Source organism: Streptomyces virginiae (genome assembly GCF_040638905.1).
Lineage (GTDB): Bacteria > Actinomycetota > Actinomycetes > Streptomycetales > Streptomycetaceae > Streptomyces > Streptomyces virginiae_B.
The window spans coordinates 698,807-723,944 of sequence record NZ_JBEZYV010000001.1 but is presented as its reverse complement, the minus strand read 5'-3'; the positions used below and the strand labels follow the sequence as shown (position 1 = coordinate 723,944).

Annotated in this window: 21 protein-coding genes and 2 pseudogenes; 14 read left to right on the top strand and 9 right to left on the bottom strand. The window is 72.3% G+C overall.

The genetic code is table 11. From position 1 onward, the window contains the following. The first annotated feature begins 23 nt into the window (after window positions 1-23). Complete coding sequence (locus AB0F82_RS03305; protein ID WP_362623303.1) at window positions 24-2,195, top strand: 3-hydroxyacyl-CoA dehydrogenase NAD-binding domain-containing protein; 2,172 nt, start codon at window positions 24-26, stop codon at window positions 2,193-2,195. 53 nt (window positions 2,196-2,248) lie between these two features. On the opposite strand, the gene AB0F82_RS03300 is transcribed toward AB0F82_RS03305, so the two are convergent. Beyond that, window positions 2,249-2,920 (bottom strand): maltokinase N-terminal cap-like domain-containing protein, encoded by a 672-nt coding sequence (locus tag AB0F82_RS03300; RefSeq protein ID WP_362623300.1) that lies wholly within the window; start codon window positions 2,918-2,920, stop codon window positions 2,249-2,251. Window positions 2,921-2,948: 28 nt separating this feature from the next. Beyond that, the gene (locus AB0F82_RS03295; RefSeq protein WP_356811916.1) at window positions 2,949-3,677 is read right to left on the bottom strand and encodes a MerR family transcriptional regulator; all 729 of its coding nucleotides are present in this window, start codon (window positions 3,675-3,677) and stop codon (window positions 2,949-2,951) included. Between the two features lie 85 nt (window positions 3,678-3,762). Here AB0F82_RS03295 and AB0F82_RS03290 point away from each other — a divergent pair, with 85 nt between their 5' ends. The 3 genes and pseudogenes from AB0F82_RS03290 to AB0F82_RS03280 all read left to right on the top strand — a co-directional run bounded on the left by AB0F82_RS03290 (window position 3,763) and on the right by AB0F82_RS03280 (window position 6,332). Then, complete coding sequence (locus AB0F82_RS03290) at window positions 3,763-5,604, top strand: AMP-dependent synthetase/ligase (RefSeq protein ID WP_362623298.1); 1,842 nt, start codon at window positions 3,763-3,765, stop codon at window positions 5,602-5,604. A 141-nt stretch (window positions 5,605-5,745) separates the two neighbouring features. Continuing rightward, window positions 5,746-5,880 (top strand): annotated as a pseudogene (locus AB0F82_RS03285) (IS5/IS1182 family transposase); the annotation flags it as partial. A 212-nt stretch (window positions 5,881-6,092) separates the two neighbouring features. Then, window positions 6,093-6,332, top strand: a complete 240-nt coding sequence (locus AB0F82_RS03280) for a hypothetical protein (RefSeq protein WP_362623295.1) — start codon at window positions 6,093-6,095, stop codon at window positions 6,330-6,332. Between the two features lie 12 nt (window positions 6,333-6,344). Here the strand turns inward: AB0F82_RS03280 and AB0F82_RS03275 are convergent, their stop codons facing one another. Then, window positions 6,345-6,617 (bottom strand): hypothetical protein, encoded by a 273-nt coding sequence (locus AB0F82_RS03275; RefSeq protein WP_362623292.1) that lies wholly within the window; start codon window positions 6,615-6,617, stop codon window positions 6,345-6,347. A 259-nt stretch (window positions 6,618-6,876) separates the two neighbouring features. Between AB0F82_RS03275 and AB0F82_RS03270 the strand changes: the two genes are divergently transcribed. Beyond that, on the top strand, window positions 6,877-7,704 hold the full coding sequence (locus AB0F82_RS03270; RefSeq protein WP_362623289.1) for a recombinase family protein: 828 nt from the start codon (window positions 6,877-6,879) through the stop codon (window positions 7,702-7,704). A 361-nt stretch (window positions 7,705-8,065) separates the two neighbouring features. Here AB0F82_RS03270 and sph read toward each other — a convergent pair whose 3' ends face one another. Then, window positions 8,066-9,064: a sphingomyelin phosphodiesterase gene (sph, locus tag AB0F82_RS03265; RefSeq protein WP_362623286.1), complete on the bottom strand. Its 999-nt coding sequence runs from the start codon at window positions 9,062-9,064 to the stop codon at window positions 8,066-8,068. A 130-nt stretch (window positions 9,065-9,194) separates the two neighbouring features. Here sph and AB0F82_RS03260 point away from each other — a divergent pair, with 130 nt between their 5' ends. Further along, window positions 9,195-10,091 carry an oxygenase MpaB family protein gene (locus AB0F82_RS03260; protein ID WP_362623283.1) on the top strand — a complete coding sequence of 299 codons (897 nt, stop codon included), beginning with the start codon at window positions 9,195-9,197 and terminating at the stop codon, window positions 10,089-10,091. Window positions 10,092-10,204: 113 nt separating this feature from the next. On the opposite strand, the gene AB0F82_RS03255 is transcribed toward AB0F82_RS03260, so the two are convergent. Beyond that, a complete protein-coding gene (locus AB0F82_RS03255; protein ID WP_362623280.1) occupies window positions 10,205-11,722 on the bottom strand; it encodes a M1 family metallopeptidase in 1,518 nt (505 codons plus the stop codon). A 554-nt stretch (window positions 11,723-12,276) separates the two neighbouring features. On the opposite strand from AB0F82_RS03255, the gene AB0F82_RS03250 reads away from it, so the two are divergent. The 5 genes from AB0F82_RS03250 to AB0F82_RS03230 all read left to right on the top strand — a co-directional run bounded on the left by AB0F82_RS03250 (window position 12,277) and on the right by AB0F82_RS03230 (window position 18,414). After that, window positions 12,277-13,140, top strand: a complete 864-nt coding sequence (locus AB0F82_RS03250) for an SCO6745 family protein (RefSeq protein WP_362623278.1) — start codon at window positions 12,277-12,279, stop codon at window positions 13,138-13,140. An 84-nt stretch (window positions 13,141-13,224) separates the two neighbouring features. After that, the gene (locus AB0F82_RS03245; protein ID WP_362623275.1) at window positions 13,225-15,657 is read left to right on the top strand and encodes a Tex family protein; all 2,433 of its coding nucleotides are present in this window, start codon (window positions 13,225-13,227) and stop codon (window positions 15,655-15,657) included. A 303-nt stretch (window positions 15,658-15,960) separates the two neighbouring features. After that, window positions 15,961-16,461: a hypothetical protein gene (locus tag AB0F82_RS03240; RefSeq protein ID WP_356811927.1), complete on the top strand. Its 501-nt coding sequence runs from the start codon at window positions 15,961-15,963 to the stop codon at window positions 16,459-16,461. Next, the gene (locus AB0F82_RS03235; RefSeq protein ID WP_362623272.1) at window positions 16,451-17,638 is read left to right on the top strand and encodes an MAB_1171c family putative transporter; all 1,188 of its coding nucleotides are present in this window, start codon (window positions 16,451-16,453) and stop codon (window positions 17,636-17,638) included. The genes AB0F82_RS03240 and AB0F82_RS03235 overlap by 11 nt, the downstream gene beginning before the upstream one ends. After that, complete coding sequence (locus AB0F82_RS03230) at window positions 17,635-18,414, top strand: SDR family NAD(P)-dependent oxidoreductase (protein WP_356811929.1); 780 nt, start codon at window positions 17,635-17,637, stop codon at window positions 18,412-18,414. Before AB0F82_RS03235 ends, AB0F82_RS03230 begins: the two co-directional genes overlap by 4 nt. 83 nt (window positions 18,415-18,497) lie before the next feature. Here AB0F82_RS03230 and AB0F82_RS03225 read toward each other — a convergent pair whose 3' ends face one another. Then, complete coding sequence (locus tag AB0F82_RS03225) at window positions 18,498-20,135, bottom strand: ABC-F family ATP-binding cassette domain-containing protein (protein ID WP_356811930.1); 1,638 nt, start codon at window positions 20,133-20,135, stop codon at window positions 18,498-18,500. Window positions 20,136-20,285: 150 nt separating this feature from the next. Here AB0F82_RS03225 and AB0F82_RS03220 point away from each other — a divergent pair, with 150 nt between their 5' ends. Then, window positions 20,286-20,915, top strand: coding sequence for a DJ-1/PfpI family protein (locus tag AB0F82_RS03220; RefSeq protein WP_362623269.1), 630 nt, complete (start codon window positions 20,286-20,288; stop codon window positions 20,913-20,915). An 88-nt stretch (window positions 20,916-21,003) separates the two neighbouring features. On the opposite strand, the gene AB0F82_RS03215 is transcribed toward AB0F82_RS03220, so the two are convergent. Then, the gene (locus AB0F82_RS03215) at window positions 21,004-21,744 is read right to left on the bottom strand and encodes an enoyl-CoA hydratase/isomerase family protein (RefSeq protein ID WP_362623441.1); all 741 of its coding nucleotides are present in this window, start codon (window positions 21,742-21,744) and stop codon (window positions 21,004-21,006) included. A 187-nt stretch (window positions 21,745-21,931) separates the two neighbouring features. On the opposite strand from AB0F82_RS03215, the pseudogene AB0F82_RS03210 reads away from it, so the two are divergent. Together AB0F82_RS03210 and AB0F82_RS03205 are read left to right on the top strand one after the other, a co-directional pair. Beyond that, window positions 21,932-22,285, top strand: a pseudogene (locus AB0F82_RS03210) (HdeD family acid-resistance protein); the annotation flags it as partial. Window positions 22,286-22,379: 94 nt separating this feature from the next. After that, entirely contained in the window at window positions 22,380-22,910 is a 531-nt protein-coding gene (locus AB0F82_RS03205; RefSeq protein ID WP_356811932.1) for an ATP-binding protein, read from the top strand. 51 nt (window positions 22,911-22,961) lie between these two features. Here the strand turns inward: AB0F82_RS03205 and idi are convergent, their stop codons facing one another. Together idi and AB0F82_RS03195 are read right to left on the bottom strand one after the other, a co-directional pair. Further along, window positions 22,962-23,561, bottom strand: coding sequence for an isopentenyl-diphosphate Delta-isomerase (idi, locus tag AB0F82_RS03200; protein ID WP_030649398.1), 600 nt, complete (start codon window positions 23,559-23,561; stop codon window positions 22,962-22,964). Window positions 23,562-23,709: 148 nt separating this feature from the next. Next, window positions 23,710-25,020 carry a bifunctional class I SAM-dependent methyltransferase/N-acetyltransferase gene (locus AB0F82_RS03195; protein WP_362623265.1) on the bottom strand — a complete coding sequence of 437 codons (1,311 nt, stop codon included), beginning with the start codon at window positions 25,018-25,020 and terminating at the stop codon, window positions 23,710-23,712. Between the last annotated feature and the right edge of the window lie 118 nt (window positions 25,021-25,138).

Sequence of the window (25,138 nt, the reverse complement as noted above, 5' to 3'; positions counted from 1 at the left end):
CCTCCGACACGGAAGTAGCGAACATGAGCGAGTCCACCACGATCCGCTGGGAACAGGACGAGACCGGCGTCGTCACCCTGATCCTCGACGACCCGGGCCAGTCCGCCAACACGATGAACCAGGCCTTCAAGGACTCCATCGCCGCGGTCGCCGACCGCGCCGAGGCCGAGAAGGACTCCATCCGCGGCATCATCTACACCTCCGCGAAGAAGACCTTCTTCGCCGGCGGCGACCTCAAGGACATGATCAGGCTGCGCCCCGAGCACGCGCAGCTCGCCTTCGACACCGGCACCGAGATCAAGCGGTCCCTTCGCCGCATCGAGACCCTCGGCAAGCCCGTCGTCGCCGCCATCAACGGAGCGGCCCTGGGCGGCGGCTACGAGATCGCCCTCGCCTCCCACCACCGCGTCGCCCTGGACGCGCCAGGCTCCAAGATCGGCCTGCCCGAGGTCACCCTCGGCCTCCTCCCGGCGGGCGGCGGCGTCACCCGTACCGTGCGCCTGATGGGCATCGCCGACGCGCTGCTCAAGGTGCTGCTCCAGGGCACCCAGTACACCCCCCAGCGCGCACTGGACAACGGCCTCGTGCACGAACTGGCCGCCACGTCCGAGGAGATGCTGGCCAAGGCCCGCGCGTTCATCGACGCCCACCCCGAGTCGCAGCAGCCCTGGGACGTACCCGGCTACAAGATCCCCGGCGGCACGCCGTCCAACCCGCGCTTCGCCGCGAACCTCCCGGCCTTCCCGGCCAACCTGAAGAAGCAGTTGAACGGGGCCCCGTACCCGGCGCCGCGCAACATCCTGGCCTGCGCCGTCGAGGGCTCCCAGGTGGACTTCGAGACGGCGCTGACCATCGAGGCCCGCTACTTCACCGAGCTGGTCACCGGACAGACCGCCAAGAACATGATCCAGGCGTTCTTCTTCGACCTCCAGGCCGTCAACGCCGGCCGCAGCCGCCCGCAGGGCGTCGAGCCGCGGCAGGTCCGCAAGGTCGCCGTCCTCGGCGCCGGCATGATGGGCGCCGGCATCGCCTACTCCTGCGCCCGCGCCGGCATCGAGGTGGTCCTCAAGGACGTCACCGCCGAGGCCGCCGCGAAGGGCAAGGCGTACTCCGAGAAGCTGCTCGACAAGGCGCTGTCCCGCGGCCGGACCACCGAGGCGGGGCGCGCCGAGCTGCTCGCCCGGATCACCCCGACCGCCGACGCGGCCGACCTGGCGGGCTGCGACGCCGTCATCGAGGCCGTCTTCGAGGACACCGCCCTCAAGCACAAGGTGTTCCAGGAGGTCCAGGACGTCATCGCGCCCGACGCGCTCCTGTGCTCCAACACCTCGACCCTGCCCATCACCGGGCTCGCCGAGGGCGTGGAGCGGCCCGCCGACTTCATCGGACTGCATTTCTTCTCGCCCGTCGACAAGATGCCGCTCGTCGAGATCATCAAGGGGGCGCAGACCGGCGACGAGGCCATCGCCCGCGCCTTCGACCTGGTCCGCCAGATCAACAAGACCCCGATCGTGGTCAACGACTCGCGCGGCTTCTTCACCTCGCGCGTCATCGGCCAGTTCATCAACGAAGGCGTGGCGATGGTCGGCGAGGGCGTCGAGCCCGCGTCGATCGAGCAGGCCGCCGCCCAGGCCGGCTACCCGGCCAAGGTGCTCTCCCTGATGGACGAGCTCACCCTGACGCTGCCGCGCAAGATCCGCAACGAAAGCCGCAAGGCCTTCGAGGCGGAGGGCCGGGCGTGGACCGAGCACCCCGCCGACACCGTCATCGACCGGATGGTCGACGAGTTCGGCCGCCCCGGCCGCAGCGGCGGCGCAGGCTTCTACGAGTACGACGAGTCGGGCAGGCGCACCCGCATCTGGCCCGGCCTGCGCGAGCACTTCGCCAAGCCGGGCCACGAGGTCCCCTTCGAGGACATGAAGGAGCGGATGCTCTTCTCCGAGGCCCTGGACACCGTCCGCTGCCTCGACGAGGGCGTCCTCACCTCGATCGCCGACGCCAACATCGGCTCCATCATGGGCATCGGCTTCCCGGCCTGGACCGGCGGCGTGATCCAGTACATCAACGGCTACGAGGGCGGCCTCGCCGGCTTCGTAGCACGCGCCCGTGAGCTCGCCGGAACGTACGGCGAGCGGTTCACCCCGCCGGCCTCCCTCGTGGAGAAGGCCGAGCGCGGCGAGACCTACCGCGACTGAGCACGGACGGCCGTCCCGGTCCCGCCCCGAGCGGGCCCGGGCGGCCGTCGGCGTCAGCGGTCGGAGGCGGCCAGGTGGGCGAACGGCCCGTGCTGCCGGGCGCCGTCCGGGGCGGACCAGCCGGCCAGCACCCGTCCCGCTGAGCCGTCGCCCTCGGGTGCGCGACCAGGACGGAGCACCCGGCACACGGTCAGGGTCGACACCGGGCCCTCGTCCATCACCGGGCCCACCGTGACCAGGCTCGCGTCGGCGGTGTCCGTCACGGTCCCGGGGCCGGTCAGGTCCTGCGCCATCCCCGCCGCCCCGGTACGGACCTCGACCGTCGGGTCGGGGGCGTCGCTCGCGTTCTGGTCCTGGGCGGTGGTACGGCCCGCCAGCAGGGCGAGCAACTGCTCGACCAGGACCACGTCGTGGGTCCCGTCGTAGATCCATCGACGTCCCAGCACACCGTGCTCGGACGTGCCGATCAGGCCGTCCGCGGCGGATGCCAGCGGCATCCCGCGGTAGGTCATCGGGACCTGGTAGGTGACGGGGGAGGCCCCCGAGGTGTCGGTGACGACCATGAACTCGATGCCGACCTCGCCGTCCGGGTCGTCGAGCCGGAAACCGCCGGCCTTGGCGAGCAGCGGTGCGTCTCCGCCCCGGTACCAGGGCTTCGACGGCAACCAGGAGGCGATCAGTTCGAGCTTGCCGGGGGACATGGTGGTGCGGTGAATGACTGCCATGCGCCGTGAAGTTACCCGATGGCGCCGATCACTCGTCACCGGACGTGAACGCCGTCCGCAGTTCCTCCCGCAGCGACCGCTGGAAGGCCGTCACCAGCGCCTGCACCACCATCGGCTGCATGTGCGCCGACAGCGCCTTCATCGACTCCACCCGCTCCGGATCGCTCTCTCCCTCCGTGAACGGACCCCACACCTCGTCCCGGAACAGCGCCGTCAGCTCGTGCGCCGCCGACCGGGTGTGCTCCACCAGCACCTTGCGCGCCGCCAGGATCGTCTCGTGCGCGATCGGCACGTCGAGCAGGGCGACCCCGAGCCGCAGCAGCCCCACGTCCACCCGGAACCCGTCCCCCGAGGCGGCCAGCACGTTCATCGCCGTCAGCCGCCGCACGTCGGTCTCCGACAGGCTCCGCCCCGCCCGCTTCTCCAGCTCCTCCCGCGAGACCTCCTGGGCCGCGTCCGGGGCCCAACTGGCCACCATCGCCCGGTGGATCGCGAGATCGTGCGCGCTCAGGTCGTCCGGCAGCGCGTCCAGGTAGCGCTCGATGGCGGACAAGGTCATCCCCTGGTGCTGGAGTTCCTCGATCAGGGCCAGCCGCGACAGGTGCTCCGGCCCGTAGTGCCCCACCCGACGCGGACCGATCACGGGAGGGGGCAAAAGCCCGCGGGTGCTGTAGAACCGTACCGTGCGCACGGTGACGCCCGCCCTGGCCGCCAGCTCGTCGACGGTGAGCATCGGCTCGGGTGCCTGGTCGGCCATCGTCTGCGCCTCGCTCTCTGCTCCACAGCTTGGGTTCAACAGTATTGCTGTCGCACCAACGATGTGAAACGGCCAGGAGCTGCCCATGACCACGAACCTGCGACTGCCCGGACGCCCCGAAGAGATCACCTTCCCCGCCCTGCTGGCCCGCAACGCCGCCGAGCACGGGGACCTCCCCGCCCTCTCCTGGCGGGCCGGCACCGACGCGGCCGGGTGGACGACGCTCACCTGGAGCGAGGTCCGCCACAAGGTCGCCGTCCTCGCCGCCGGCTACGCGGCCCTCGGCGTCGGGCGCGGCGAGCACGTCCTGCTGATGATGGGCAACCGCCCCGAGCACTGGCTCAGCGACCTCGCCCTCTTCCACCTCGGCGCCGTGCCCGTCACCGTGTACGGGACCTCCGCGCCCGAGCAGATCGCGCACATCGCCCGCCACAGCCGGGCCCGGGTCGCCGTCGTCGAGGGGGCCCGCGAACTCGTCCGGTGGGAACCGCTGCTGGCCGCCGCGGACGTCCCCCTGGAGCGCCTCGTCGTCGCCGAGGCCGCCGAGGCCGGCCGGCACGGCACGTACGCCTCCCTGTACGCGAGCGGCGCCCGGACCCACCGCGCCGACGCATTCGAGAAGGCCTGGCAGGAGACCCGCCCCGAGGACCCGCTCACCGTCGTCTACACCTCGGGCACCACCGGCGACCCCAAGGGCGTACGCCTGACCCACCGCAACCTGATCCTCCAGGCGGTCCGCCTCGACCGGCGCGTGGACCTGCCCGAGCACGCCGAGCACATCTGCTACCTGCCCTTCGCGCACATCGCCGAGCGGGTCCTCGGCATCTACCTGCCCCTGCTGAGGGCCTCGCACGTCATGCTGTGCTCCGATCCCGCCTCCGTGTCGGCGGCCGTCCGCGAACTGCGCCCGGTGCAGTTCTTCGGGGTGCCCCGGGTGTGGGAGAAGCTCGCCGCCTCCGTCCGCGCGGTCCTCGCGCAGCTCCCCGAGGACCGGCGCAGCGCCATCGAGGCCGCCAACGACCTCGCCCGCGCCCGGGCCGGCCACCACGAGCGGGGCGAGGAGGTGCCCGCCGCGCTCGAAGCCTCGTACGCCTCGGCGAAGGAACGGACGCTGGACCCGCTGCTGCAGTTCGCGGGCATGGACCGGCTCGCCTGGACGGCCAGCGCCACCGCGCCGATGCCCATCGACGTGGTCCGCTTCTGGGCCGGCTGGGGCATCACGATCATGGATGCCTGGGGGCTCACCGAGACGGCCGGGGTGTGCACGCTCAACAGCGCGGACGGCTTCCGGCTGGGTTCGGTGGGCCGGCCGATCGAGGGGGTGGAGCTGCGGATCGCCGAGGACGGGGAGGTCCTCACCCGCGGGGCGACCGTCTTCGGCGGCTACCTGCGGCCGGACGGCTCGGTGGAGAGCGCCTGTGACGCGGAGGGCTGGTTCCCCACGGGCGACGTCGGACGGATCGACGACGACGGCTTCCTCTGGATCACCGACCGCAAGAAGGAACTGATCATCACGTCCAACGGGAAGAACGTCTCGCCCGCGCTGGTGGAGAACACGGTCAAGGAGCACCCCCTCATCGGCCAGGCGCTGGTGCACGGCGACGGCCGCTCCTACCTCGTCGCCCTGCTCGTCCTGGACGCCGAGCTGGCCCCGGTCTGGGCGGCCGCCCGGGGCATCGAGGCCGCCTCCCCCAGCGCGCTGGCCGAGCACCCCGCCGTCCGGGAGGAGATCGCCCGTGCGGTCGAGGCGGCCAACGCGCGGCTCAACCGGACCGAGCAGATCAAGCGCTACCGGCTGCTGACCGGGGAGTGGGGCCCCGAGACCGGGGAGCTCACGCCCTCCCTCAAGCTGCGCCGCCGGGTCGTCCGCGACAAGTACGGCGCGCTGATCGACGGCCTGTACGAGGAGCCGCACGACGCCGTGTGACCCCGGAGGCCGCCGGCCGGCGGGCGCCTTCGCGCCCACCACCGGCCGGCGGCGCGGGAGTCAGCGACCGATCAGCGGGTAGTGGTCGGATAGAGACCATTCAAAAACAGGTAGATGCCCCTCTGATCACAGCGACGCCTGAGATCGATCGCGTGGCTCTTCGGATACCGCCGCCTGACCATCCGCTATGAACGAAAGGGCGGTCACTTCCTCGCCTTCCTCGGCCTTGCGGCAGCCATGACCTGCTACAAGAAGCTTGCCAAGATCACCACATGAGACACGGTCTTAAGGTCCCGAACGCCCCTGAACAAGACGGTCACCGCGCCGAAGTGCGCCGGGCACGGCCGTGACGCAGGCACCCCGCGAGCGGTGAGGTTGAGGGCGGCCGAGGTCCAGGCGGTGCAGCTAGCGGCGACCGGCTCGACGTGGTGGATCCAGGTCTCAGCGCTCGGGATGCCGTGCCGCCCGGCGCGCCGCAGGCTAGGGGCATGGACCGTGCGCCGATCCTCGTGCACCGGATCTCCCCGTCGGGTGGTCGGCGGGTCGTGATCCGGGTTCGTGGCGTCGACACGGTCCTCGGCGTCGCCTACAACGACACGGACCTGATCGAGTTCCTGCGGCGCATCGACATCGACGACCTCGACGAGTTGGTCCGCGGCGACTCCGAGGTCATCGCGTGGCAGGGCGGGCAGTCGCACGTATATGCGGTCGGCGTCGGCGAGGCGTGACCGGCCTCCGGTCTACATGGCCGCTCGTTCCTCGCGGATGTCGCTGACGCTGGCGAGGAGGGTGCCTTCCGACTGTTCGTAGTGGGACAGGGCCAGGCCGAGCCCGAAGAAGGTGGGGGCCCATTCGCCCACGAAGATTCCCCACCGGTCGGCGCGAGCGATGCCGGCGCCCGGTTCGGCGTTGAGGGACATCGCCCATGTGGCGATGGATAGACCGATCGAGGCGAACGCTGCCGTGTACGCGTGCTCGCTTCGCATGCCCATCTCGTGCAGCTTCTTGATCATGGCTATCCCTTGTGTGTGAGGGGTGAGGATCTCCTTCAGGTTCACCCAACTGGCGCGTGTGCGCATCCCGGCGGTGTGGCGGCCGGGCGACGACGGCGCGGACAGGCGGGCGAGGAACTCTGGACATGGATCGACCTGCGCCCAAGCGGTTGTGGTACTCGTCGCAGTTCCGGCAGCCGGGCGGGCCGTCGAGGCGGCAGACGTCGGGGCACGGCCAGCGGACGAGGCAGCCTGAACACCGGCCGTCGGCGGTCTCCAGGTGCGCGGCTCGTACGCGGGCGATGGCGGCCTCGGCCTGCTCGGCGCGCTGCTCGGCCTGCTGCCGGGCCTGGTGCGGGGTGAGTTTGCCGACGCGCTGGAGGATGAAGGCGAATCGCTCGGGCGCCTCGGCGACCTTAACGACCATCTCGATGAGCGCTACGAAGTCCACCCCGACCTGGCCGAGCTGTCTGTCGAGGGCCTCCAGGGCTACATCGCCGGGCGCACCGGGTACGGCAAGATCGCCACCCGGTGGAACGAGCTCGGGGTCCTGAATACCCGCGGCCGCCCGTGGCAGGACCAGACCGTCCGCTGGTACTACGACAGCGGCTTCGGCGCCGGCCTGCTCGTCACCCACCGCCGGGACGTCCAATGCGGCGACCCCGGCCGCTGCCAAAAGCCCCCGCACTACTCCCACCTGCCCGCAGAGCACGAGGCGATCTGGACGGGGGAGGAGTGGGACGGCTACCGCGAGCGTCGCGAGGCCCGCCGTGCCATGTCACCCCGTAGCCACGATCCCGCTTACCCGCTGACCGGGCTCATCCGCTGCGGCGAGTGCGGCGGCTACCCGCTCAACGACAACGCACACGGCCAGTCCTGCTACGCCTACCACTGCGGCGCCAGGGCCCGGCACGCGGTCGTGCACGACACGGTGTGGATCCGGCGCGCAGTCGTCGAGGCGCGTGTGTACGACTGGCTCATCGAGGTCCGGGAGGAGATCGACGCGATCGCGGCCGGCACGGTGGTCGTGCCCGCCCCCCCCGCACGGCGCCGGATGTGGGCGGGCAGCGGGCCGCTCTGGAGGCGCAGCTCTCCAAGGTGTCGGTAGCGCTCGACCGGGCGACGAAGGGCCACGTCCTCGGTGACATCCCCAGAGAGACGTACCTGCGGACGCGGGATGGTCTTGCCGCGGAGGCCGCGGAGGCCGCCGAGGTGCAGCGGAAGCTGGACGCGCTCCCGAAGGCTGAGGCCGCGCCTCTGAGTCCGGCCCCGTTCCGGGGGACGTGGTGCAGGGCCTCTTGGAGGAATGGTCGTTGATCAGCGTGCAGTCGAAGCGGACGATCCTTGCGAACCTGATCAGACGTGTTGAGATCTGCGCGGGGAAGGTCGTGCGGGTGGTGCCGGTGTGGGCTCCGGCCGACGTTGTGTCTGCTGAGGAGCCCACGACCAGCTGAGTAGGCCTCGGTCACCTACGAGGCCACATACCCCACAACAGGATAATGGTCGGAGAGGTTGGTGTAGGTGTAGGAGGTGCCCCAGCTGGAGACCGTCCAGGGCGCCGACTCCTCCTTGACCACGTTGTTCTCCCAACCCGCCGGACGGGCGTTGCCCTTGCGGTAGAGGACGTAGTCCAGGTCCTCGCGCGGGTCCGTCGGGTAGCGGTAGTTCGCTATGGAGTTCATCGCGGTGTCGAAGGAGTACGGGTGGCCCGTGCGCGAATCGGCGTCGGCCAGGTCGGCGTCGGCGAGCAGGCTCGCGTACTCGGGGGTGCGCGAATCGACGTTGAGGTCGCCCGCCAGGATGACCTGCTCGTTCGCCGGGATGTTCTTGGCGTCCAGGAAGGCGTCGACGGCCCGGAACTGACGGGCCCGCATCTGCGCCGCCTCACCCGCGCCGCAGCCCGGGTCGGTGGACTGCGCGTGGGTGCCGACCACGTGCACCTTGGCGCCGTTCACGTTCAGCACGACGTAGGCGAAGCCCTTGTTGGACCACCAGTCGGCGCCGCAGGCGTCCTTGTAGACGAACTGCTCCTTGCGGACGATCGGCCACTTGCTGAGGATCGTCACGCCGCCGTCCTCCGGGGTGGTGGAGGAGTAGGCGCCGCCCGTGGCGTCCCAGCCGTTCTTGCTGCGGCCGACGATCGGGGTCTGGTACGGGTACTGCGCGGCGGAATTCGCCTTCAGCGCGTCCGAGGAGCTGTTGTCGAAGGCCTCCTGGAGCACGACCACGTCGTGGCCCTTGTAGAAGGACGTCCTGGGGATCTCCGCGGCCCGGTGGTCCTGGCCCCAGTTCGGGTAGAGGCTCTTGCTCATCAGGAACACGTTGTACGACAGGACGCTGAGCCGCGGGGCGGCGGCGTTCTCCGCGGCCGTGGCGGCGGGCGCGGCGGTGGCGGCCAGTGCGCCTGCGGCGACCGCGGCGACGGCCGTGGCGGCGGCGCGGCGCGAGCGGGTCGTGGGAAGCAGCATGAAGGTCTCCGTCATTCCTGCGGGGGAAGATCGACGCCGTCATACAAGCAGCAGCAGTTACCTCTGGGTAACACCCGTGCAGCGACTTTCTGTCCGTAAGACGGCCGTCCGGTGCTCGCATACTTGTCATATGACGGAGACGGACTCGGCAGACCCCGCCGGACCTGCGGCCACGCGCCGCACCGACCCCGCGCCGCCCCCGCCGGGCGGCGTGCTGTGGACCATCGCCGGCGACGTCCGCGCGCTGCTGATGCTGCCCGCCGCCTTCACCCTGCAGGTCGCGCACCCGGCCATCGCGGCAGGCGTCGACCAGTACTCCGTCTTCCGCACCGACCCCTGGGGCCGCGGCGAGCGCTCCCTGCGCTCGGTCCAGCTGTGGGTGTACGGCGGTGAGGCCGCCGCCGAGGAGGGCCGCAGGGTACGCCGCCTGCACAAGGACATCCAGGGCACCGACACCCGCGGCCGCCGCTACCACTCCCTCGACCCCGCCTGCTACGCGTGGGTGCACGCCACCGGCTTCCCGGTCTACCTGTACGCCGGGCGCTACCTGCTGCGCCGCTTCACCCCCGCCCAGGAGCAGCGGCTCTACCGGGAATGGCTCCAGGTCGGCCGGATCCTCGGCCTGCGCGACCGTGACATGCCGCAGACCATCGAGGAGTACTGGACCTACTGGGCGCGGATGCTGGCCGAGGAGATCGAGCCGACCGCGGTCGCCCGCGAGCTGGTCGCCACCGACGTGCCGCTGCCCCGGCCGGAGGGCGGCCCGCTCCTCGTACGGCTGCTGCTCCGGCTGACATGGCCCGCCGTGCGGGCGGCCTTCCTGCGCCTGCGGGCCTTCGTCACCGCCGGGTACATGCCGCCGGAGGCGCGCGCCGCGATCGGGCTGGAGTGGAGCCCGGCGCAGGAACGCCGGCTGCGGCGCTTCAGCACGGCCGTCCGCCTGATCGTCCCTCTGCTTCCGGAGCGGCTGCGCTACCTGCCGATCGCCTACCGGGCGCGCGCGGAGTGGCACGCGGGACGCCGCTGACGGCCCCCGGGTACGGCACGCGGCCCCCGCGGGATGCGGGGGCCGCGTACTGGGAGCCGCGTACCGGGGGCCGCGTACCGGGAGCCGGCGGCGCTGCCCACCGGTCGCTCCCGTCAGTGGTTGTGGATCGTGTTCGTCTCCGCGATCTTCTTCCAGGACTTCGGCTCCGCGTCGGGCTTCGCCGGGGCGGACCGCTGCGCCGAGCGGGCCTCGGCCGTGGCCGCCGCCGGGTTCAGTGCCGACGCGTCGGGCTTGCCCGGGGTGTAGAGCCAGGTCTCGAACAGCTGGGCCAGCGGCTTGCGGGAGACCTTCTCCGCGTACCGGACGAAGTCCCCGACCTTGGCGTTGCCGTAGGCCCGCTCGGTCGGCCAGCCCTTGAGGATCTGGAAGAACTTCTCGTCGCCGATCTCGTTGCGCAGCGCCTGCAGGGCGATCGCGCCGCGGTCGTAGACGGCCCCGTGGAACTGGTTCTCCGGACCGGGGTCACCCGGCTTGACCTGCCAGAAGGCGTCCTGCGCCGGGCGCAGGGAGTAGGCCCAGTCGGCGAGCTCCTGAGCGGTGCCCTCACCCTCCTTCTCCGACCACAGCCACTGGCTGTAGCGGGCGAAGCCCTCGTTGATCCAGATGTCCTTCCAGCCCTCCACCGAGACGCTGTCGCCGTACCACTGGTGGGCCAGCTCGTGCACGACCACCGAGACGTTCGCGCCGTTCTGGAACTGCCGCGGACCGTAGAACGGCCGTGTCTGGGTCTCCAGGGCGAAGCCGGCGTTCACGTTCGGCACGTAGCCGCCCAGCGCGTTGAAGGGGTACGGCCCGAAGACCCCCTCCAGCCACTCGGTGACCTCGCCCGTCCGCTCCACGCTCGCGCGCGCGGCCCCCGCGTTGTCGCCGAGGTCCTTGCTGTACGCGTTGACGATCGGCAGGCCGCTCGCCGTCCTGTCGGTGGTGATGTCGAACTTGCCGACGGCGAGCGTGGCCAGGTAGGTGGCCTGCGGCTTGTTGGAGCGCCAGTTGTACCGGGTCCAGCCGAGCCGCGAGGTCTGCGACTGGAGGACGCCGTTGCTGATGGCCTGGGTGCCGTCGGGCACGTTGACCGAGACGTCGAAGGTGGCCTTGTCCAGCGGGTGGTCGTTGCTCGGGAACCACCACACCGCCGAGTCGGGTTCCTGCGCCGCCACACCGCCGTCGGGGGTGCGGTGCCACGCCGTCCAGCCGTCGACCTTCAGCTCGGACGGCTTGCCCGCGTACGTGACGACCACGGTCAGCGGGGTGTTGCGGGCCAGCGGCTTCGCCGGGGTCACCTCCAGCTCGTGGGCGCCGGACGTGGCGAACTTCGCCTTGGCGCCGTTCACCCGGATCTCCCTGACCTGCAGGCCGAAGTCGAGGTTGAAGCGCGACAGGTCCTGCTTGGCCGTGGCGATCAGGGTCGCGGTGCCTTCGAGCAGGTCCGTCGTCGGCTGGTACTTCAGGCGCAGGTCGTAGTGCGACACGTCGTATCCGCCGTTGCCGCTGGCCGGGTAGTAGGGATCGCCGATACCCGGGGCGCCCGGACCGGAGCTCGCCGCCGACGCCGGGATCACCAGCAGGAGGGAAGCGGCGAGCACGCTCGGGACGATGACTTTGCGGTGCACGAATGACTCCAAGTGGTAGGGGAGACAGCTCGGTTCAAGGTCGTCGCTCGACCGTATTCACCCCTGGACCCTCAGGTCATGTCCATGACCCCCGCTGTCACACGATCGCCATTCGGCCGTCACGTGTCCGCGGGCGGGACGCCGCTGAGCCGCCCGCGCGGGTGCTGCCCGCACCCGGCCGCACCCGCCCCGGCCTGCGGTCCGACCGCCCGGCCACCCGGACCCGACGCCGCCGCCGACCGCCCCGTCCGCACCCGGCGGATCGTCCGGATCGGCACGACGCCTGCCCGCCGTACACCCGTCCCCGAAGGCGTCCGGTCGCCTTCACGCCCCCTCGGCAGTGTGGGGCAGCGCCCGGTGGGGAACGGAGGGTCGTGAGTGTCGACCGGAGGGGGCGCAATGGAGATCGCGGCGTTGGCGGTGTCGTTGGTGGCACTCGGAATTTCGGGCGCGGTGTCGTGGCGACAGCGGCTGCCCAGCCGCTGACAGACCGCTGCGCGACGAGGCTCCCGGCAGGCTGTCAGGGATACCGAACAGTCGGTATCGTGCCGCGCATGACCCTTCACCCGCTCGCCGCGCGACGCTGCTGGCATGCTGCCGTCAACCCGCTGCACGCCACCGTGTACTTCTCGCCGGAGATCGCCGAGGAGTTCGCCGCCCTCGGGACAACCGACCCCGTCGCGGTCAACCTGGCGCACCGCTCAGCCGCGATGGGGGCCGTCGGGGCCGGCGCGGTCACCGCCACCTTCTACAACTACCGCCACGACCTCGTCGCCCGGCACCTGCCCGCCGTCTGGAACACCGTCACCCCGGACCAGGCCCTCGCCGCCCGGCTGCGCGCCGCGGACGCCGCCCTGACCCGCCTGCTCGGCGCCGACACCGTGAAGTCCCCCGAGGTGGCCGAGGCCGCCGACCTGGCGATGCGCGCCACCGAAGGCTGCACCCGGCACGGCCGCACGCTGTACGCGGCCCACGCCGACCTGCCCGTACCCGAAGAGCCGCACCTGCGGCTGTGGCACGCCACCACCCTGCTGCGCGAGCACCGCGGCGACGGCCACCTCGCCGCCCTCCTCCTCGCGGGCCTGGACCCGGTCGAGGCACTGGTCAGCCACACCGCCACGGGCAAGGGCATGACCCCGAAGTGGCTCAAGAGCATGCGCGGCTGGACGCAGGACGACCTCGACGCCGCGGCCGGCCGCCTGCGCGAGCGCGGCGTGCTCGACGCCGCCGGCGAGCTGACCGAGGACGGCGCGGCCCTGCGCGAGCAGCTGGAGAGCGACACCGACCGCCTCGACGCGGCACCCTACGAGCACCTGGGCGCGGACGGACTGGCCCGCCTCACCGAGCTCGGCGGCGCCCTCGTCGTCAAGGCCGTGACCGCAGGAGCCTTCCCGAGGGACCTCATGGGCAGGGCCTGACGGGCAGGGCTCCCGCGGTCCGTCACGACCACCTGTCACAATTGGCAGCCTTCCAGTGCAAACGAAGGCAGGCGGGACCCGATCGTGACGATGTCCATCGAAGGCAGGATCGCCGAGGAGCTCGGCGTACGGGAGCGGCAGGTCAAGGCCGCCGTCGAGCTGCTCGACGGCGGCTCCACCGTGCCGTTCATCGCGCGCTACCGCAAGGAAGCGACCGAGATGCTCGACGACGCCCAGCTGCGCACCCTCGAGGAGCGGCTGAGGTATCTGCGCGAGCTGGAGGACCGGCGCGCGGCGATCCTGGACTCCGTACGGGAGCAGGGCAAGCTCGACGCCGAGCTGGAGGCCCGGATCAACGCGGCCGACACCAAGGCGCGCCTGGAGGACATCTACCTGCCCTTCAAGCCCAAGCGCCGGACCAAGGCGCAGATCGCCCGCGAGGCCGGCCTGGAACCCCTCGCGGACGGCCTGCTGGCCGACCCGTCGGTGGAACCGGCCGCCGCGGCGGCCGCGTTCGTCGACGCCGACAAGGGCGTCGCCGACCCGGCTGCCGCCCTGGAGGGCGCCCGCGCCATCCTCACCGAGCGGTTCGCCGAGGACGCCGACCTCATCGGCGAGCTCCGCGAGCGCATGTGGGGCCGCGGCCGGCTCGCCGCGAAGGTCCGCGAGGGCAAGGAGGAGGCCGGCGCCAAGTTCGCCGACTACTTCGACTTCGCCGAGCCGTTCACCGCGCTGCCCTCGCACCGCGTCCTCGCCATGCTGCGCGGCGAGAAGGAGGAGGTCCTCGACCTCAACCTGGAGCCGGAGGCCCCCGAGGACGCCGACACCCCCGGCCCCTCCACCTACGAGGGCATGATCGCGCGCCGCTTCGGCGTCGCCGACCGCGGCCGCCCCGGTGACAAGTGGCTCGCCGACACGGTCCGCTGGTGCTGGCGCACCAAAATCCAGGTGCACCTCGGCATCGACCTGCGGATGCGGCTGCGCCAGGCCGCCGAGGACGAGGCCGTGCGCGTCTTCGCGTCGAACCTGCGCGACCTGCTGCTCGCGGCGCCCGCCGGCACCCGGGCCACCCTCGGCCTCGACCCGGGCTTCCGCACCGGTGTGAAGGTCGCCGTCGTGGACGCCACCGGCAAGGTCGTGGCCACCGACGTGATCTACCCGCACGTGCCCGCCAACAAGTGGGACGAGTCGATCGCCAAGCTGGCCCGCCTCGCGAAGGAGCACGCGGTCGAGCTGGTCGCCATCGGCAACGGCACCGCGTCCCGGGAGACCGACAAGCTGGCCGGGGACCTGATCTCCCGCCACCCCGACCTCGGGCTCACCAAGGTGATGGTCTCGGAGGCGGGCGCCTCCGTGTACTCCGCCTCCGCCTTCGCCTCGCAGGAACTGCCCGGCATGGACGTGTCGCTGCGCGGCGCCGTCTCCATCGCCCGCCGCCTCCAGGACCCGCTGGCCGAACTGGTCAAGATCGACCCGAAGTCCATCGGCGTCGGCCAGTACCAGCACGACCTGTCCGAGGTGAAGCTGTCCCGCTCCCTCGACGCGGTGGTCGAGGACTGTGTGAACGGCGTCGGCGTCGACGTCAACACCGCCTCCGCGCCCCTGCTCTCGCGGGTCTCCGGCATCAGCGGGACCCTCGCCGAGAACATCGTCGCCCACCGCGACGCCAACGGCCCCTTCAGCAACCGCAAGGGCCTCAAGGACGTGGCCCGCCTCGGCCCCAAGGCGTACGAGCAGTGCGCGGGCTTCCTGCGGATCCGCGGCGGGGACGACCCGCTGGACGCCTCCGCCGTGCACCCCGAGGCCTATCCGGTGGTCCGGGCGATGGGGAAGACGGCGGGCGGCGAGGTGGCCGCGCTCATCGGCAACACCGGCGTCCTGCGCTCCCTGCGGCCCGAGCAGTTCGTCACCGAGGCCTTCGGTCTGCCCACGGTGACCGACATCCTGCGCGAGCTGGAGAAGCCGGGCCGCGACCCGCGCCCCGCCTTCAAGACGGCGACCTTCAAGGAGGGTGTCGAGAAGATCGGCGACCTGGCCCCGGGGATGATCCTGGAGGGCGTCGTCACCAACGTGGCCGCCTTCGGCGCCTTCATCGACATCGGCGTCCACCAGGACGGTCTGGCGCACGTCTCGGCGCTGTCGAAGACCTTCGTCAAGGACCCCCGGGACGTGGTCAAGCCTGGCGACATCGTCCGCGTCAAGGTCATGGACGTCGACATCCCGCGCAAGCGGATCTCGCTGACCCTGCGGCTGGAGGACGAGGCCGGGGCGGAACGCGGCGCCGGCGCCCCGCGCCAGCGCGACGAGCGGCGCGGCGGCGGCCGTCCCCCGCAGCAGCGCGGCGGTGCGGCCGGCCAGGGCGGCGGCCGCAACCAGGGCGAACGCGGCCAGTCCCAGGGCGGCGGCCAGGGCCGGCAGCGGCAGGGCGGCGGCGCACCCGCCCCCGCGAACAGCGCGATGGCCGACGCCCTGCGCCGGGCCGGCCTCACCGCTCCCGAGGAGCGCCGCAAGCGGTGACCCGGGCGTCGCGGGGGTGCGGGAGGACTTCCGCACCCCAAGGGGCGGCCCCCGGCCACCCGGCGCGTGAGGATCTTCGTTCGTGATGGCCGAATAGGTTCCCCACCTGGGGACTTTCCTTGCCAACTCGCGTACAAGATCTGTAGGCATGGTGGAACGCCCGTTCGTCACCGGCGGACGGGCTTCCGTGTTTCCTCCCTCAGGACTGCATTCCCCGAGGCCGCCTTGAAGGCACAGGACGTCATGCCCATGCCCACACACGCCTACCGACGCTGCCCCGGAAAGGGTCCGAAGAGGGATCACATGCCCCACCGGCAACTCAGCCTTCGCAAAAGGTGCGAGAACATTCTCGGCCATCTGGATCTGACCCACCCGTTCTCCCTCGACGTCCTGTGCGCACGGATGGCCGAGCAGCGCGGCCGCCCCATCCGGCTCCACCCGCTCCCCAAGGAGGCGGCTGAATCCGGGGTCTGCGGCCTGTGGGTGGGCACGGCCAGCGTCGACTACGTCTTCTACGAGGCGCAGACCACCCCGCTGCACCGCGAGCACATCGTCCTCCACGAGCTCGGCCACATCCTCTTCGGACACAACTCGCTGGAGGGCGAGGACACCGACGACGGCGCCCCCGTCGTGCTCGGACGCACCAACTACACCACCCGCCAGGAACAGGAGGCGGAGATGCTCGCCAGCATGATCCGCATCCGCACCGCGAACGCCGGCCCGCGCACCCCCGCCCGGGAACGGGGCACCCTGGCCCGGCTGGAGTCCGCCATGGGGTACGAGCGGGGCACCGATGGCGAATGACCTGACCGACTTCGGCAACTGGCTCGCCGTCCCCGGCGTGGTGTGCCTGTGGGCCGCCGTGCTGCTGCGCGCCCCGGGCGCCCTGCGCTCGCCCCAGCAGCGCGGGCTGTGGCTGGCCGTCGCGACCGCCGCCGCCGCGATGACCCTGAACCTGCCCGAGGTCGTCGCCTACGCCATGGACCGGGGCGTGGCCTACGCCCACACCATCGGCCTCGTCCGCAACCTCATCGGGGTGCTGTCGGCGGGCGCCGTGCTCTACTTCGTCGCCGCCGCCACCCGCGGCCGCCGCCTCCAACTCGCCTCCTGCGCCGCCACCACGGCCTGGCTGGCCGTCCTCGTGGCCCTGGACGCCGCCGCGCCCGGCCACGGCACGCACACCATGCCCCCGGTCGGCGACCCGGTGCCGTCCCTCGCGTACTGGCTCGTGCTGATCTCGGCCCACGTCATCGCCAACACCCTCTGCGTGGCGCTGTGCTGGCGCTACAGCCGGCGCACCCGGAGCCGCGGGCTGGCGGCCGGCCTGCGCCTCTTCGGCCTCGGTACCGCGCTCGCCGGACTGTTCTGGCTGGCCTACCTGGCCAAGGCGCTGTTCGCCAGCACCTGGGCGATGCCCGCCCTCCCGCTGCTGATGAACCTGCACGGCCTGCTGCGCGCGGCCGCGATCCTCGTGCCCACCCTGTTCACCTTCCGCCGCACCTTCGCCGACATCGCCACCGCCTGGCGCCTGTGGCCGCTGTGGCGGGACCTGGTCGAGGCGGTCCCGCACGTCGCCCTCAACAAGCCGAGGAGCTCCCGGGTGGCGGAACTGCTGTGGCCACCGGTCCAGCGCGACCTGCTGGTCTACCGCAAGGTCATCGAGACGCGCGACGCCATCCTGATCCTGGGGGAGTACGCCCGTCCGGGCGCCCTGGAGCAGGCGCGCGGCCACGTCGCCGGCCACGGGATCCCCGAGCAGCGGCGCACCGCGGCCGCGCTGGCCCGCGTACTGAAGGACGCACGGCGGGCCAAGCTCGCCGGACTGCCCGGGCAGGCGGGCGAGGCGGCCGCGCTGGAACTGCCCGCGGCCATCCAGAGTTCGAACGAAGGCGGGGACCTGGCGGACGAGGCCCGGTTCCTCGTCGACGTCGCCGAGGCCTACACCTCGCCGGCCACCACCGAGGAAGTGAACGCGTCGTGACCACCGTACTGATCACCGGAGCCAGCGCCGGACTGGGCGCGGCCTTCGCCCGAGGATTCGCCGCCAAGGGCTGCGACCTGGTCCTCGTCGCCCGCGACAAGGACCGGCTCGACGCCGTCGCGGACGCACTGGCCCGCGAGTACGGCACCGCCTCCGAGGTACTGCCCGCCGACCTGCTGGACCCGGCGGACCTGACAGCGGTCGCCGAACGGCTCGCCGACCGCGCCCGGCCCGTGGACATCCTGGTCAACAACGCGGGCTTCGGGCTCCCCGCGCCCTTCCCGTACAGCCCGGTCGAGGACGAGGAGCGGATGCTCGACCTGCTCGTCAAGGTCCCGCTGCGGCTCACCCACGCCGCGCTGCCCGGCCTGCGCGCGCGCCGCCGCGGGGCCGTCGTCAACGTCTCCTCGGTGGCCGGACTGCTGCCCACGGGCACCTACGGGGCCGCCAAAGCCTGGATCACCGCGTTCAGCGAGTCCCTCCGGGTGGACATGGAGCCCTACAACGTCAGGGTCCTGGCCGTCGTCCCCGGTTTCACCCGCACCGAGTTCCAGGAACGCGCCGGGATGGACGTCAGCGCGCTGCGCGACGCGGTCTGGCTGGAGCCGGAGGCCGTGGTCGAGCAGGCGCTCAAGGACCTGGCCCTGCGCCGCCCGGTCAGCATCACCGGCCGCCGCTACCAGGCCTACGCCCTCGCCGTCCGCCACCTCCCGCGCACCTTCGTCGCCCGGAAGATGGCCCGCAAGCGCCGCCCCCCGACCGACGCGGAGGCGTGACGGGCCCGGACGTGTGACGGGCCCGGACGTGTGACGGGCCCGTACGGGTCACCGGCCCGGACGCGCGACGGGCCCGGCCGCCGCTACAGCTCGGTGACCTTGCCGGCCGAGACCTCCAGGCGGCGGGTCACGTGGACCGCGTCGAGCATCCGGCGGTCGTGCGTGACCAGCAGCAGGGTGCCCTCGTAAGCCTCCAGGGCGGACTCCAGCTGCTCGATCGCCGCCAGGTCGAGGTGATTGGTCGGCTCGTCCAGGACCAGCAGGTTCACCCCGCGGCCCTGCAGCAGGGCCAGGGCCGCGCGGGTGCGCTCGCCGGGGGAGAGGGTCGCCGCCGGGCGCAGGACGTGAGTTGCCTTCAGCCCGAACTTGGCCAGCAGTGTGCGCACTTCGGCGGGCTCGGTGTCGGGGACCGCCGCGCAGAACGCCTCCAGCAGGGGCTCGCCGCCGAGGAACAGGCCGCGTGCCTGGTCCACCTCGCCGACCAGGACGCCCGAACCGAGGGCGGCGGAGCCGGAGTCCGGGGCCAGCCGGCCCAGGAGCACGGCGAGGAGGGTGGACTTGCCGGCGCCGTTGGCCCCGGTGATCGCCACCCGGTCCGCCCAGTCGATCTGCAGGCTGGCCGGACCGAAGGCGAAGTCCCCGCGCTTGACGGCCGCCTCGCGCAGAGTGGCCACCACGGAGCCCGAGCGCGGGGCGGCCGCGATCTCCATGCGCAGCTCCCACTCCTTGCGGGGCTCCTCGACGACCTCCAGCCGCTCGATGGCACGCTGCGTCTGGCGGGCCTTGGCGGCCTGCTTCTCGCTGGACTCGCCGCGCAGCGCCTTGCCGATCTTGTCGTTGTCGGTGGTCTTGCGGCGGGCATTGCGCACGCCCTTGTCCATCCAGTTGCGCTGCATCTGGGCCCGCCCCTCGAGCGAGGCCCTCTTGTCCGCGTACTCCTCGAACTCCTCGCGCGCGTGGCTGCGGGCCCGCGCGCGTTCTTCGAGGTAGGAGTCGTAGCCGCCGCCGTAGAGGTTGATCTGCTGCTGCGCCAGGTCGAGTTCGAGCACCTTGGTGACGGTCCGCGCCAGGAACTCGCGGTCGTGGCTGATCACGACGGTGCCGGCGCGCAACCCCTTGACGAACCGCTCCAGCCGTTCCAGACCGTCCAGGTCCAGGTCGTTGGTCGGCTCGTCGAGCAGGAAGACGTCGTAGCGGGAGAGCAGGAGCGAGGCCAGGCCCGCACGGGCCGCCTGGCCGCCGGAGAGCGCCGTCATCGGCAGGTCCAGGCCGACCGCGAGACCCAGCTCGTCGGCCACCTCCTGGGCGCGCTCGTCCAGGTCTGCGCCGCCGAGGTCCAGCCACCGGTCGAGCGCGGTCGCGTACGCGTCGTCCGCGCCGGGCGTGCCGTCCACCAGGCCCTGCGTCGCCGCGTCGAGCTCCGCCTGAGCGGTGGCCACGCCCGTACGCCGGGCCAGGAAGTCCCGGACCGACTCCTCGGGCCGGCGCTCCGGCTCCTGCGGGAGGTGGCCGACGGCGGCGGTGGGCGGCGAGAGCCGCAGCTCCCCGGTCTCGGGGGCGTCCAGCCCGGCGAGCAGGCGCAGCAGGGTCGACTTCCCGGCGCCGTTCACGCCGACGAGACCGATGACGTCACCGGGCGCGACGACGAGGTCGAGATCGGCGAACAGTGTGCGCTCGCCGTGCGCGGCGGTGAGCTTCTTGGCGACGAGGGTTGCAGTCATGATGAGGCCGATCCTATCGGCGCGCCGACCCGGCCCCGGTTGACGGCAGGTCCGCGGTCACGAGGTGAGGTTGTCCGAACACGATACGTTGCCACGGGCCAGGTGCGGGGGGTGCAGGGGCCGCAGCCGTTCGACCGCTCCGGAGGAGCCATGCAGATCGCCGTACTGCTCTACGACCGCTTCACCGCCCTCGACGCCATCGGCCCCTTCGACACCCTCGGCCGGCTGACCGGCGCCGAGGTCGTCTTCGTCTCCGAGCGGCCCGGGCCCGTGCGCACCGACAACGGGGCGCTCGCGCTCGTCGCCGACAAGGGGCTCGACGAGGTCACCCGCCCCGACGTCGTCCTCGTGCCCGGCGGGCCGCACCCCGAAGTGGAGATGGCCGATCCCGTGGTCATGGACTGGCTGCGCACGGTCGACGCCAGCACCACCTGGACCACCTCGGTGTGCACCGGCTCCCTGCTGCTGGCCTCCGCCGGGCTCCTGGAGGGACGGCGGGCCACCAGCCACTGGCTGTACCTGGACCAGCTGGCGAAGTTCGGTGCCGAGCCCACCGGCGAGCGCGTGGTGTTCGACGGGAAGTACGTGACCGCCGCCGGGGTGTCCTCCGGAATCGACATGGGACTCACCCTGCTCGGCCGCATCGCCGGAGACGACTTCGCCCGGGCCGTCCAGCTGATGACCGAGTACGACCCCCAGCCGCCCTACGACGCCGGCTCGCCCGACAAGGCCCCGGCCGCCCTCGTCGCGCGGCTGCGCGGCCACGGGATGCCGGGCTAGCGAGTGTCCGCAGAGCAGCGTCGGCCGCCCGCGGCCCGCCGCGCGGGCGGGACTCTGCGGACACGGCCTCAGAGCGTGTCCTCCGTCGTCACGGCGTCCACGTGAAGTGCGGAGCCCGGCGGTCCAGGAACGCGGCGACCCCCTCGGCGGTGTCGTCGCTCCCGGCCGCCTGCGCCTCCCAGTGGCCGTCCCGGTCGGTGCGGCCGTCCGCGAACTCCTTGGCCGCCGCCTGGGTCAGCTGCGAGCGGGAGGCCAGGATCCGGGTGAACTCGGCCACGCGCTTGTCCAGCTGACCGGTCGGCAGCAGCTCGTTCAGGAACCCGGCGCGCAGCGCCTGCTCCGCCCCGATCAGCTCCGCGGAGAAGAGGAGGTACTTGGCCCAGGCCGGACCCACCAGGGAGGCGAGCCGGCGCGTGGAGGACGCCGGGTAGACGATGCCCAGCTTCGCCGGGGTCACCCCGAAGGAGGCCCCCTCCTCGGCGAAGCGCAGGTCGCACGCGGCCGCCAGCTGGCTGCCGCCGCCCACGCAGAACCCGCGGATCGCCGCCAGCGTCGGCTTCGGGAAGGCCGCCAGGGTCTCCTCCGCCGCGACGGCCAGGGCCCGCGGGTCGTCGTCCCCGTTGAGGGAGGAGATGTCGGCGCCCGCGCAGAACGTCGGCCCGGCCCCGGTCAGGACGAGCACCCGTACGGCCGGGTCGCCCGCCAGGACGTCCAGCAGCCCGGGGAGCGCCCGCCACATCGCGGCGGTCATGGCGTTGCGCTTGGCGGGGTGCGAGACGACGACGGTGGCGACCCCGTCGGAGACCCTGTGCAGGAGGGTTGCGTCCATGGCTGCGTCCATGCGCCGGATGCTATCCCGGGCGGTGAATCCTATGATCAGAGAGTCCGTCGGGGGTGCATCGGGGGTGCGAGGAGGTGGCACGCCCACGGGCGCAGACCGTGCGCGGCGCACCGCGGCCGGGAACGGGGAACCGCAGCGGGAGAAGGCGAAGGCCAGCCGCAGCTTCGGGCTGATGGCCCTGCTCTTCCTCACCGGGGGACTGTTCCGGCTGGTCGGCGCACTGGTGGTACGCGGGGCCGACTTCGGGCTCGCGCTCGTCCAGGGAGCCTTCGGCGTGCTGCTCGGCTTCCTGATCCTCTCCAACTGGCCCGGCAACAGTCTGTACGTGATCGGAACCTTCTTCTCGCTCGCCCTGCTGTTCGACGGCCTGAGCCTCATCGCCATGGGCATGGGGGCGCGGCGCATTCTGGGGTTGGTCAGGGAAGACGAGGCGGGGACGGCGGCGGGGCCGGAGACCGGCGCCGAGCAGGGGGCGGGCGATGCGGCCGAGAAGCGTCCGGCAGAAGATCAGGAACAGACCAACAACTGACGCTGTCATAAGCCAGTGGTCAGAAAGTGTCCGATTGCCGCTGACTTCTGGTCAGCAGTACGGCCCCGACCCGCCGCTTCCCCACTCTTGTCGCGTGGAGACGATCGAGCGTGAAGACGGGGGCCGGAAGATGGACGCCAGCGGGAGCGGCCCGCAAGCCGAGGAGGGGGCGCCGGGGGCTCCGGCCGACCCCCTCGCCTACGAGGGCGTGTGGAGGTTCACCGCTCCCGCAGTAGAAGAATCCGTTCCGCAGGCCCGCCGGGCCGTCCGGGACCTGCTCGGGCGCCAGGGGGTGCCGGCCGATCAGGACCTCGTGTACTCCCTGCTCCTGATCGTCTCAGAACTCGTGACGAACTCGGTCCGGCACGCGGCTTTGCTCTCGCCCGAGGTCGCGGTCGAAGTCGCGATCGGCCGCGAGTGGATCCGGGTGGCCGTCGAGGACAACCACCCCTACCGCCCCAAGGCGCTGGAGGCCGACTTCGGCCAGACCGGCGGCCGCGGCCTGCTGCTCGTCCGGGAGATCACCCTGGAGGCCGGCGGGGCCTGCGACGTCGAGCACACCTCGACCGGCGGCAAGGTCATCTGGGCGGCCCTCCCGCTCGCCACCCCGCCGACCGTCCGCTGAGCGTCGGACGGCCGACGGCGAGCGGCGGGGGAGACGGGGACGGCGTACGGGCTACCAGCCCGCCGCGTCGCCGGTCAGCTCGCGGATCGCGGGCCGCGCCGCGTCCAGCACGGTCATGAACCAGGCCGAGAACGGCACTTCGGCGTGCCGCTTCGCCAGCTCCTCGGCGGTGACGAAGGCGGTGTCCTCGACCTCTTCCGGATCCGGCCGCACGGCAGCCTGCGCAAGTCCCACGAACAGGTGATTGAACTCCTGCTCCACGAGCCCCGACGCGGGGTCCGGGTGGTTGTAGCGCACCGTTCCCGCCTGCGCGAGCAGCGACGGCGACAGCCCCAGCTCTTCGTGGGTCCGCCGGGCCGCAGCCGCGAACGGGGACTCCCCGGGGTACGGGTGGCCGCAACAGGTGTTCGACCAGACGCCCGGCGAGTGGTACTTCCCGAGGGCCCGCTGCTGGAGCAGCAGACGGCCCTGCTCGTCGAACAGGAACACGGAGAACGCCCGGTGCAGCTGCCCGGGCGCCTGATGGGCGGAGAGCTTCTCCGCCGTGCCGATGGTGTTGCCGGACTCGTCGACCAGTTCGAGCATGATCGGTTCTTGAGTACCGGTGCCGTTGGACGCGCTGTTCGCGGCGGTGGCTGGTGTGGTCGGCATACCCATCCTTCGCTTCGGACTTCGGCCTTCAGTCTGCCGTACAAAAGAGGCTTGTCCCCACTTCGGAGATCCGTGCATGTCCGCCCCCCGTCGCGTGCTAGGACCTCGGCGACGGGGGGCGGATCGCGTCACGTACCGCTCACGCGCGTCAGACTCCGAACGGGGCCGGATACGTGATCGTGCCCGCCGGGACCGGGACGGAACCGTCCAGCACCAGCGCCATCAAGGCCCCGTCCGGGACCTCGAAGGGCGCCCGGATCCCGAACCGCGACGCGGCCGTGAAACCGAAGCGCGGGTAGTAGGACGGGTGCCCCAGGACCAGCACCAGCGACTCGCCCCGCTCCCGGGCCGCCGCCAGCAGGGCCCGGACGACCGCACTGCCCGCCCCCGAGCGCTGGTGCGCCGGATCGACGGCCACCGGGGCCAGCGCCAGCGCCGGGGCGCCGCCGACCTCGCACCGGGTGAGCAGGGCGTGCGCCGCGACCGACCCGTCGGGGGCCTCGGCCACGTACGACAGCCCCGGCAGCCAGGAGCCGTCCGCGCGCAGGGCGTCCACGAGATCCGCTTCCAGAGGGGTCTGGAAGGCCGCCAGATTGACCGCCCGTACGGCGGCCGTGTCCGCCGCGGTCTCCGGCCGGGTCGGCCAGGCGGCGCCGTCACCGGCCTCCACCGGGCGCAGGACGTAGCCCGTGTACCCGTACTCGTGGCCGTGACGGGCCCGTACGCCCAGCTCCTCGCGGGTGGCGGCCAGTGCCCGCGCCATCGCGGGGGAGTGCTCGCCACCGAGGTCGCGGACCCGCTCGGCGAGCGGGCCGTAGTACTCGTCCCAGTCGGAGCCGGGCAGCGGGTGCACTCCGAGTACCCGGTAGCCGGCGGCCCGGGCGGCCGCGAGGTTGCCGGCGGTCGAGCGCAGCGGGTACTGGGCGTCCCAGAAGGCGCGTGCTCCGGCGGACGGCTGCGCGGCCGTCCACTCGCACTCGGTCAGCACGAGCGTGCCGCCCGGGGCGAGCAGCCGCTTCCACCGCGCGAGCGCGGTGTCGAAGCCCAGGATGTATGCGGAGCCCTCCGCCCAGACGAGGTCGTAGGAGCCGTCCTCGACCTCCTCGGCGGGGAGCGCGTTCATGTCCGCCTCGACGGTGCGGACCCGGTCGGCGAGCCCGCGGGCGGCGGCGGCCGTGCGGAGCTCGTCGAGGAAGGGGGCGTGCAGGTCGACGGCGGTCACCTCGGCGCCGCCGCCGGCGGACCCGCCCGCCTCGGCTGCGAGCAGCAGCGCGCTGCGGCCCGGACCGCAGCCCAGGTCGAGGACGCGGGGCCGCTCGGGCAGGGGTCCGCACAGGGCCAGCAGGCGGCGGGTGCTCGCGTCGGAGCCCGGAGCCTGCCGGGGCAGTGCGTGATGAAGGGTGAAGAACGCCTCGACGGCGTCGTCGAAGGTGCCGGTGAAATCGGTGTCGTCGGTCAACGTGAACCCTTGAAAAGGGGCTCCGGCCGATCTGGGGCTCCCTCGGCGCACGCTGGGGGAGCGGTGGATCAGGCCCGGCCGGTCGCCCGGGGGGAAGTGGGGATGCACCGGAGTTCGC

What these genes read in the sequence shown, in the direction of transcription:
- AB0F82_RS03225 (WP_356811930.1), bottom strand. Translation starts at nt 20,135, where the DNA reads ATGACTGCAACCCTCGTCGCCAAGAAGCTCACCGCCGCGCACGGCGAG.
- AB0F82_RS03260 (WP_362623283.1), top strand. Translation starts at nt 9,195, where the DNA reads ATGACGGAGACGGACTCGGCAGACCCCGCCGGACCTGCGGCCACGCGC.
- sph (WP_362623286.1), bottom strand. Translation starts at nt 9,064, where the DNA reads ATGCTGCTTCCCACGACCCGCTCGCGCCGCGCCGCCGCCACGGCCGTC.
- AB0F82_RS03305 (WP_362623303.1), top strand. Translation starts at nt 24, where the DNA reads ATGAGCGAGTCCACCACGATCCGCTGGGAACAGGACGAGACCGGCGTC.
- AB0F82_RS03215 (WP_362623441.1), bottom strand. Translation starts at nt 21,744, where the DNA reads ATGGACGCAACCCTCCTGCACAGGGTCTCCGACGGGGTCGCCACCGTC.
- AB0F82_RS03300 (WP_362623300.1), bottom strand. Translation starts at nt 2,920, where the DNA reads ATGGCAGTCATTCACCGCACCACCATGTCCCCCGGCAAGCTCGAACTG.
- AB0F82_RS03240 (WP_356811927.1), top strand. Translation starts at nt 15,961, where the DNA reads ATGCCCCACCGGCAACTCAGCCTTCGCAAAAGGTGCGAGAACATTCTC.
- AB0F82_RS03295 (WP_356811916.1), bottom strand. Translation starts at nt 3,677, where the DNA reads ATGGCCGACCAGGCACCCGAGCCGATGCTCACCGTCGACGAGCTGGCG.
- AB0F82_RS03235 (WP_362623272.1), top strand. Translation starts at nt 16,451, where the DNA reads ATGGCGAATGACCTGACCGACTTCGGCAACTGGCTCGCCGTCCCCGGC.
- AB0F82_RS03290 (WP_362623298.1), top strand. Translation starts at nt 3,763, where the DNA reads ATGACCACGAACCTGCGACTGCCCGGACGCCCCGAAGAGATCACCTTC.
- AB0F82_RS03250 (WP_362623278.1), top strand. Translation starts at nt 12,277, where the DNA reads ATGACCCTTCACCCGCTCGCCGCGCGACGCTGCTGGCATGCTGCCGTC.
- idi (WP_030649398.1), bottom strand. Translation starts at nt 23,561, where the DNA reads ATGCCGACCACACCAGCCACCGCCGCGAACAGCGCGTCCAACGGCACC.
- AB0F82_RS03275 (WP_362623292.1), bottom strand. Translation starts at nt 6,617, where the DNA reads ATGATCAAGAAGCTGCACGAGATGGGCATGCGAAGCGAGCACGCGTAC.
- AB0F82_RS03280 (WP_362623295.1), top strand. Translation starts at nt 6,093, where the DNA reads ATGGACCGTGCGCCGATCCTCGTGCACCGGATCTCCCCGTCGGGTGGT.
- AB0F82_RS03220 (WP_362623269.1), top strand. Translation starts at nt 20,286, where the DNA reads ATGCAGATCGCCGTACTGCTCTACGACCGCTTCACCGCCCTCGACGCC.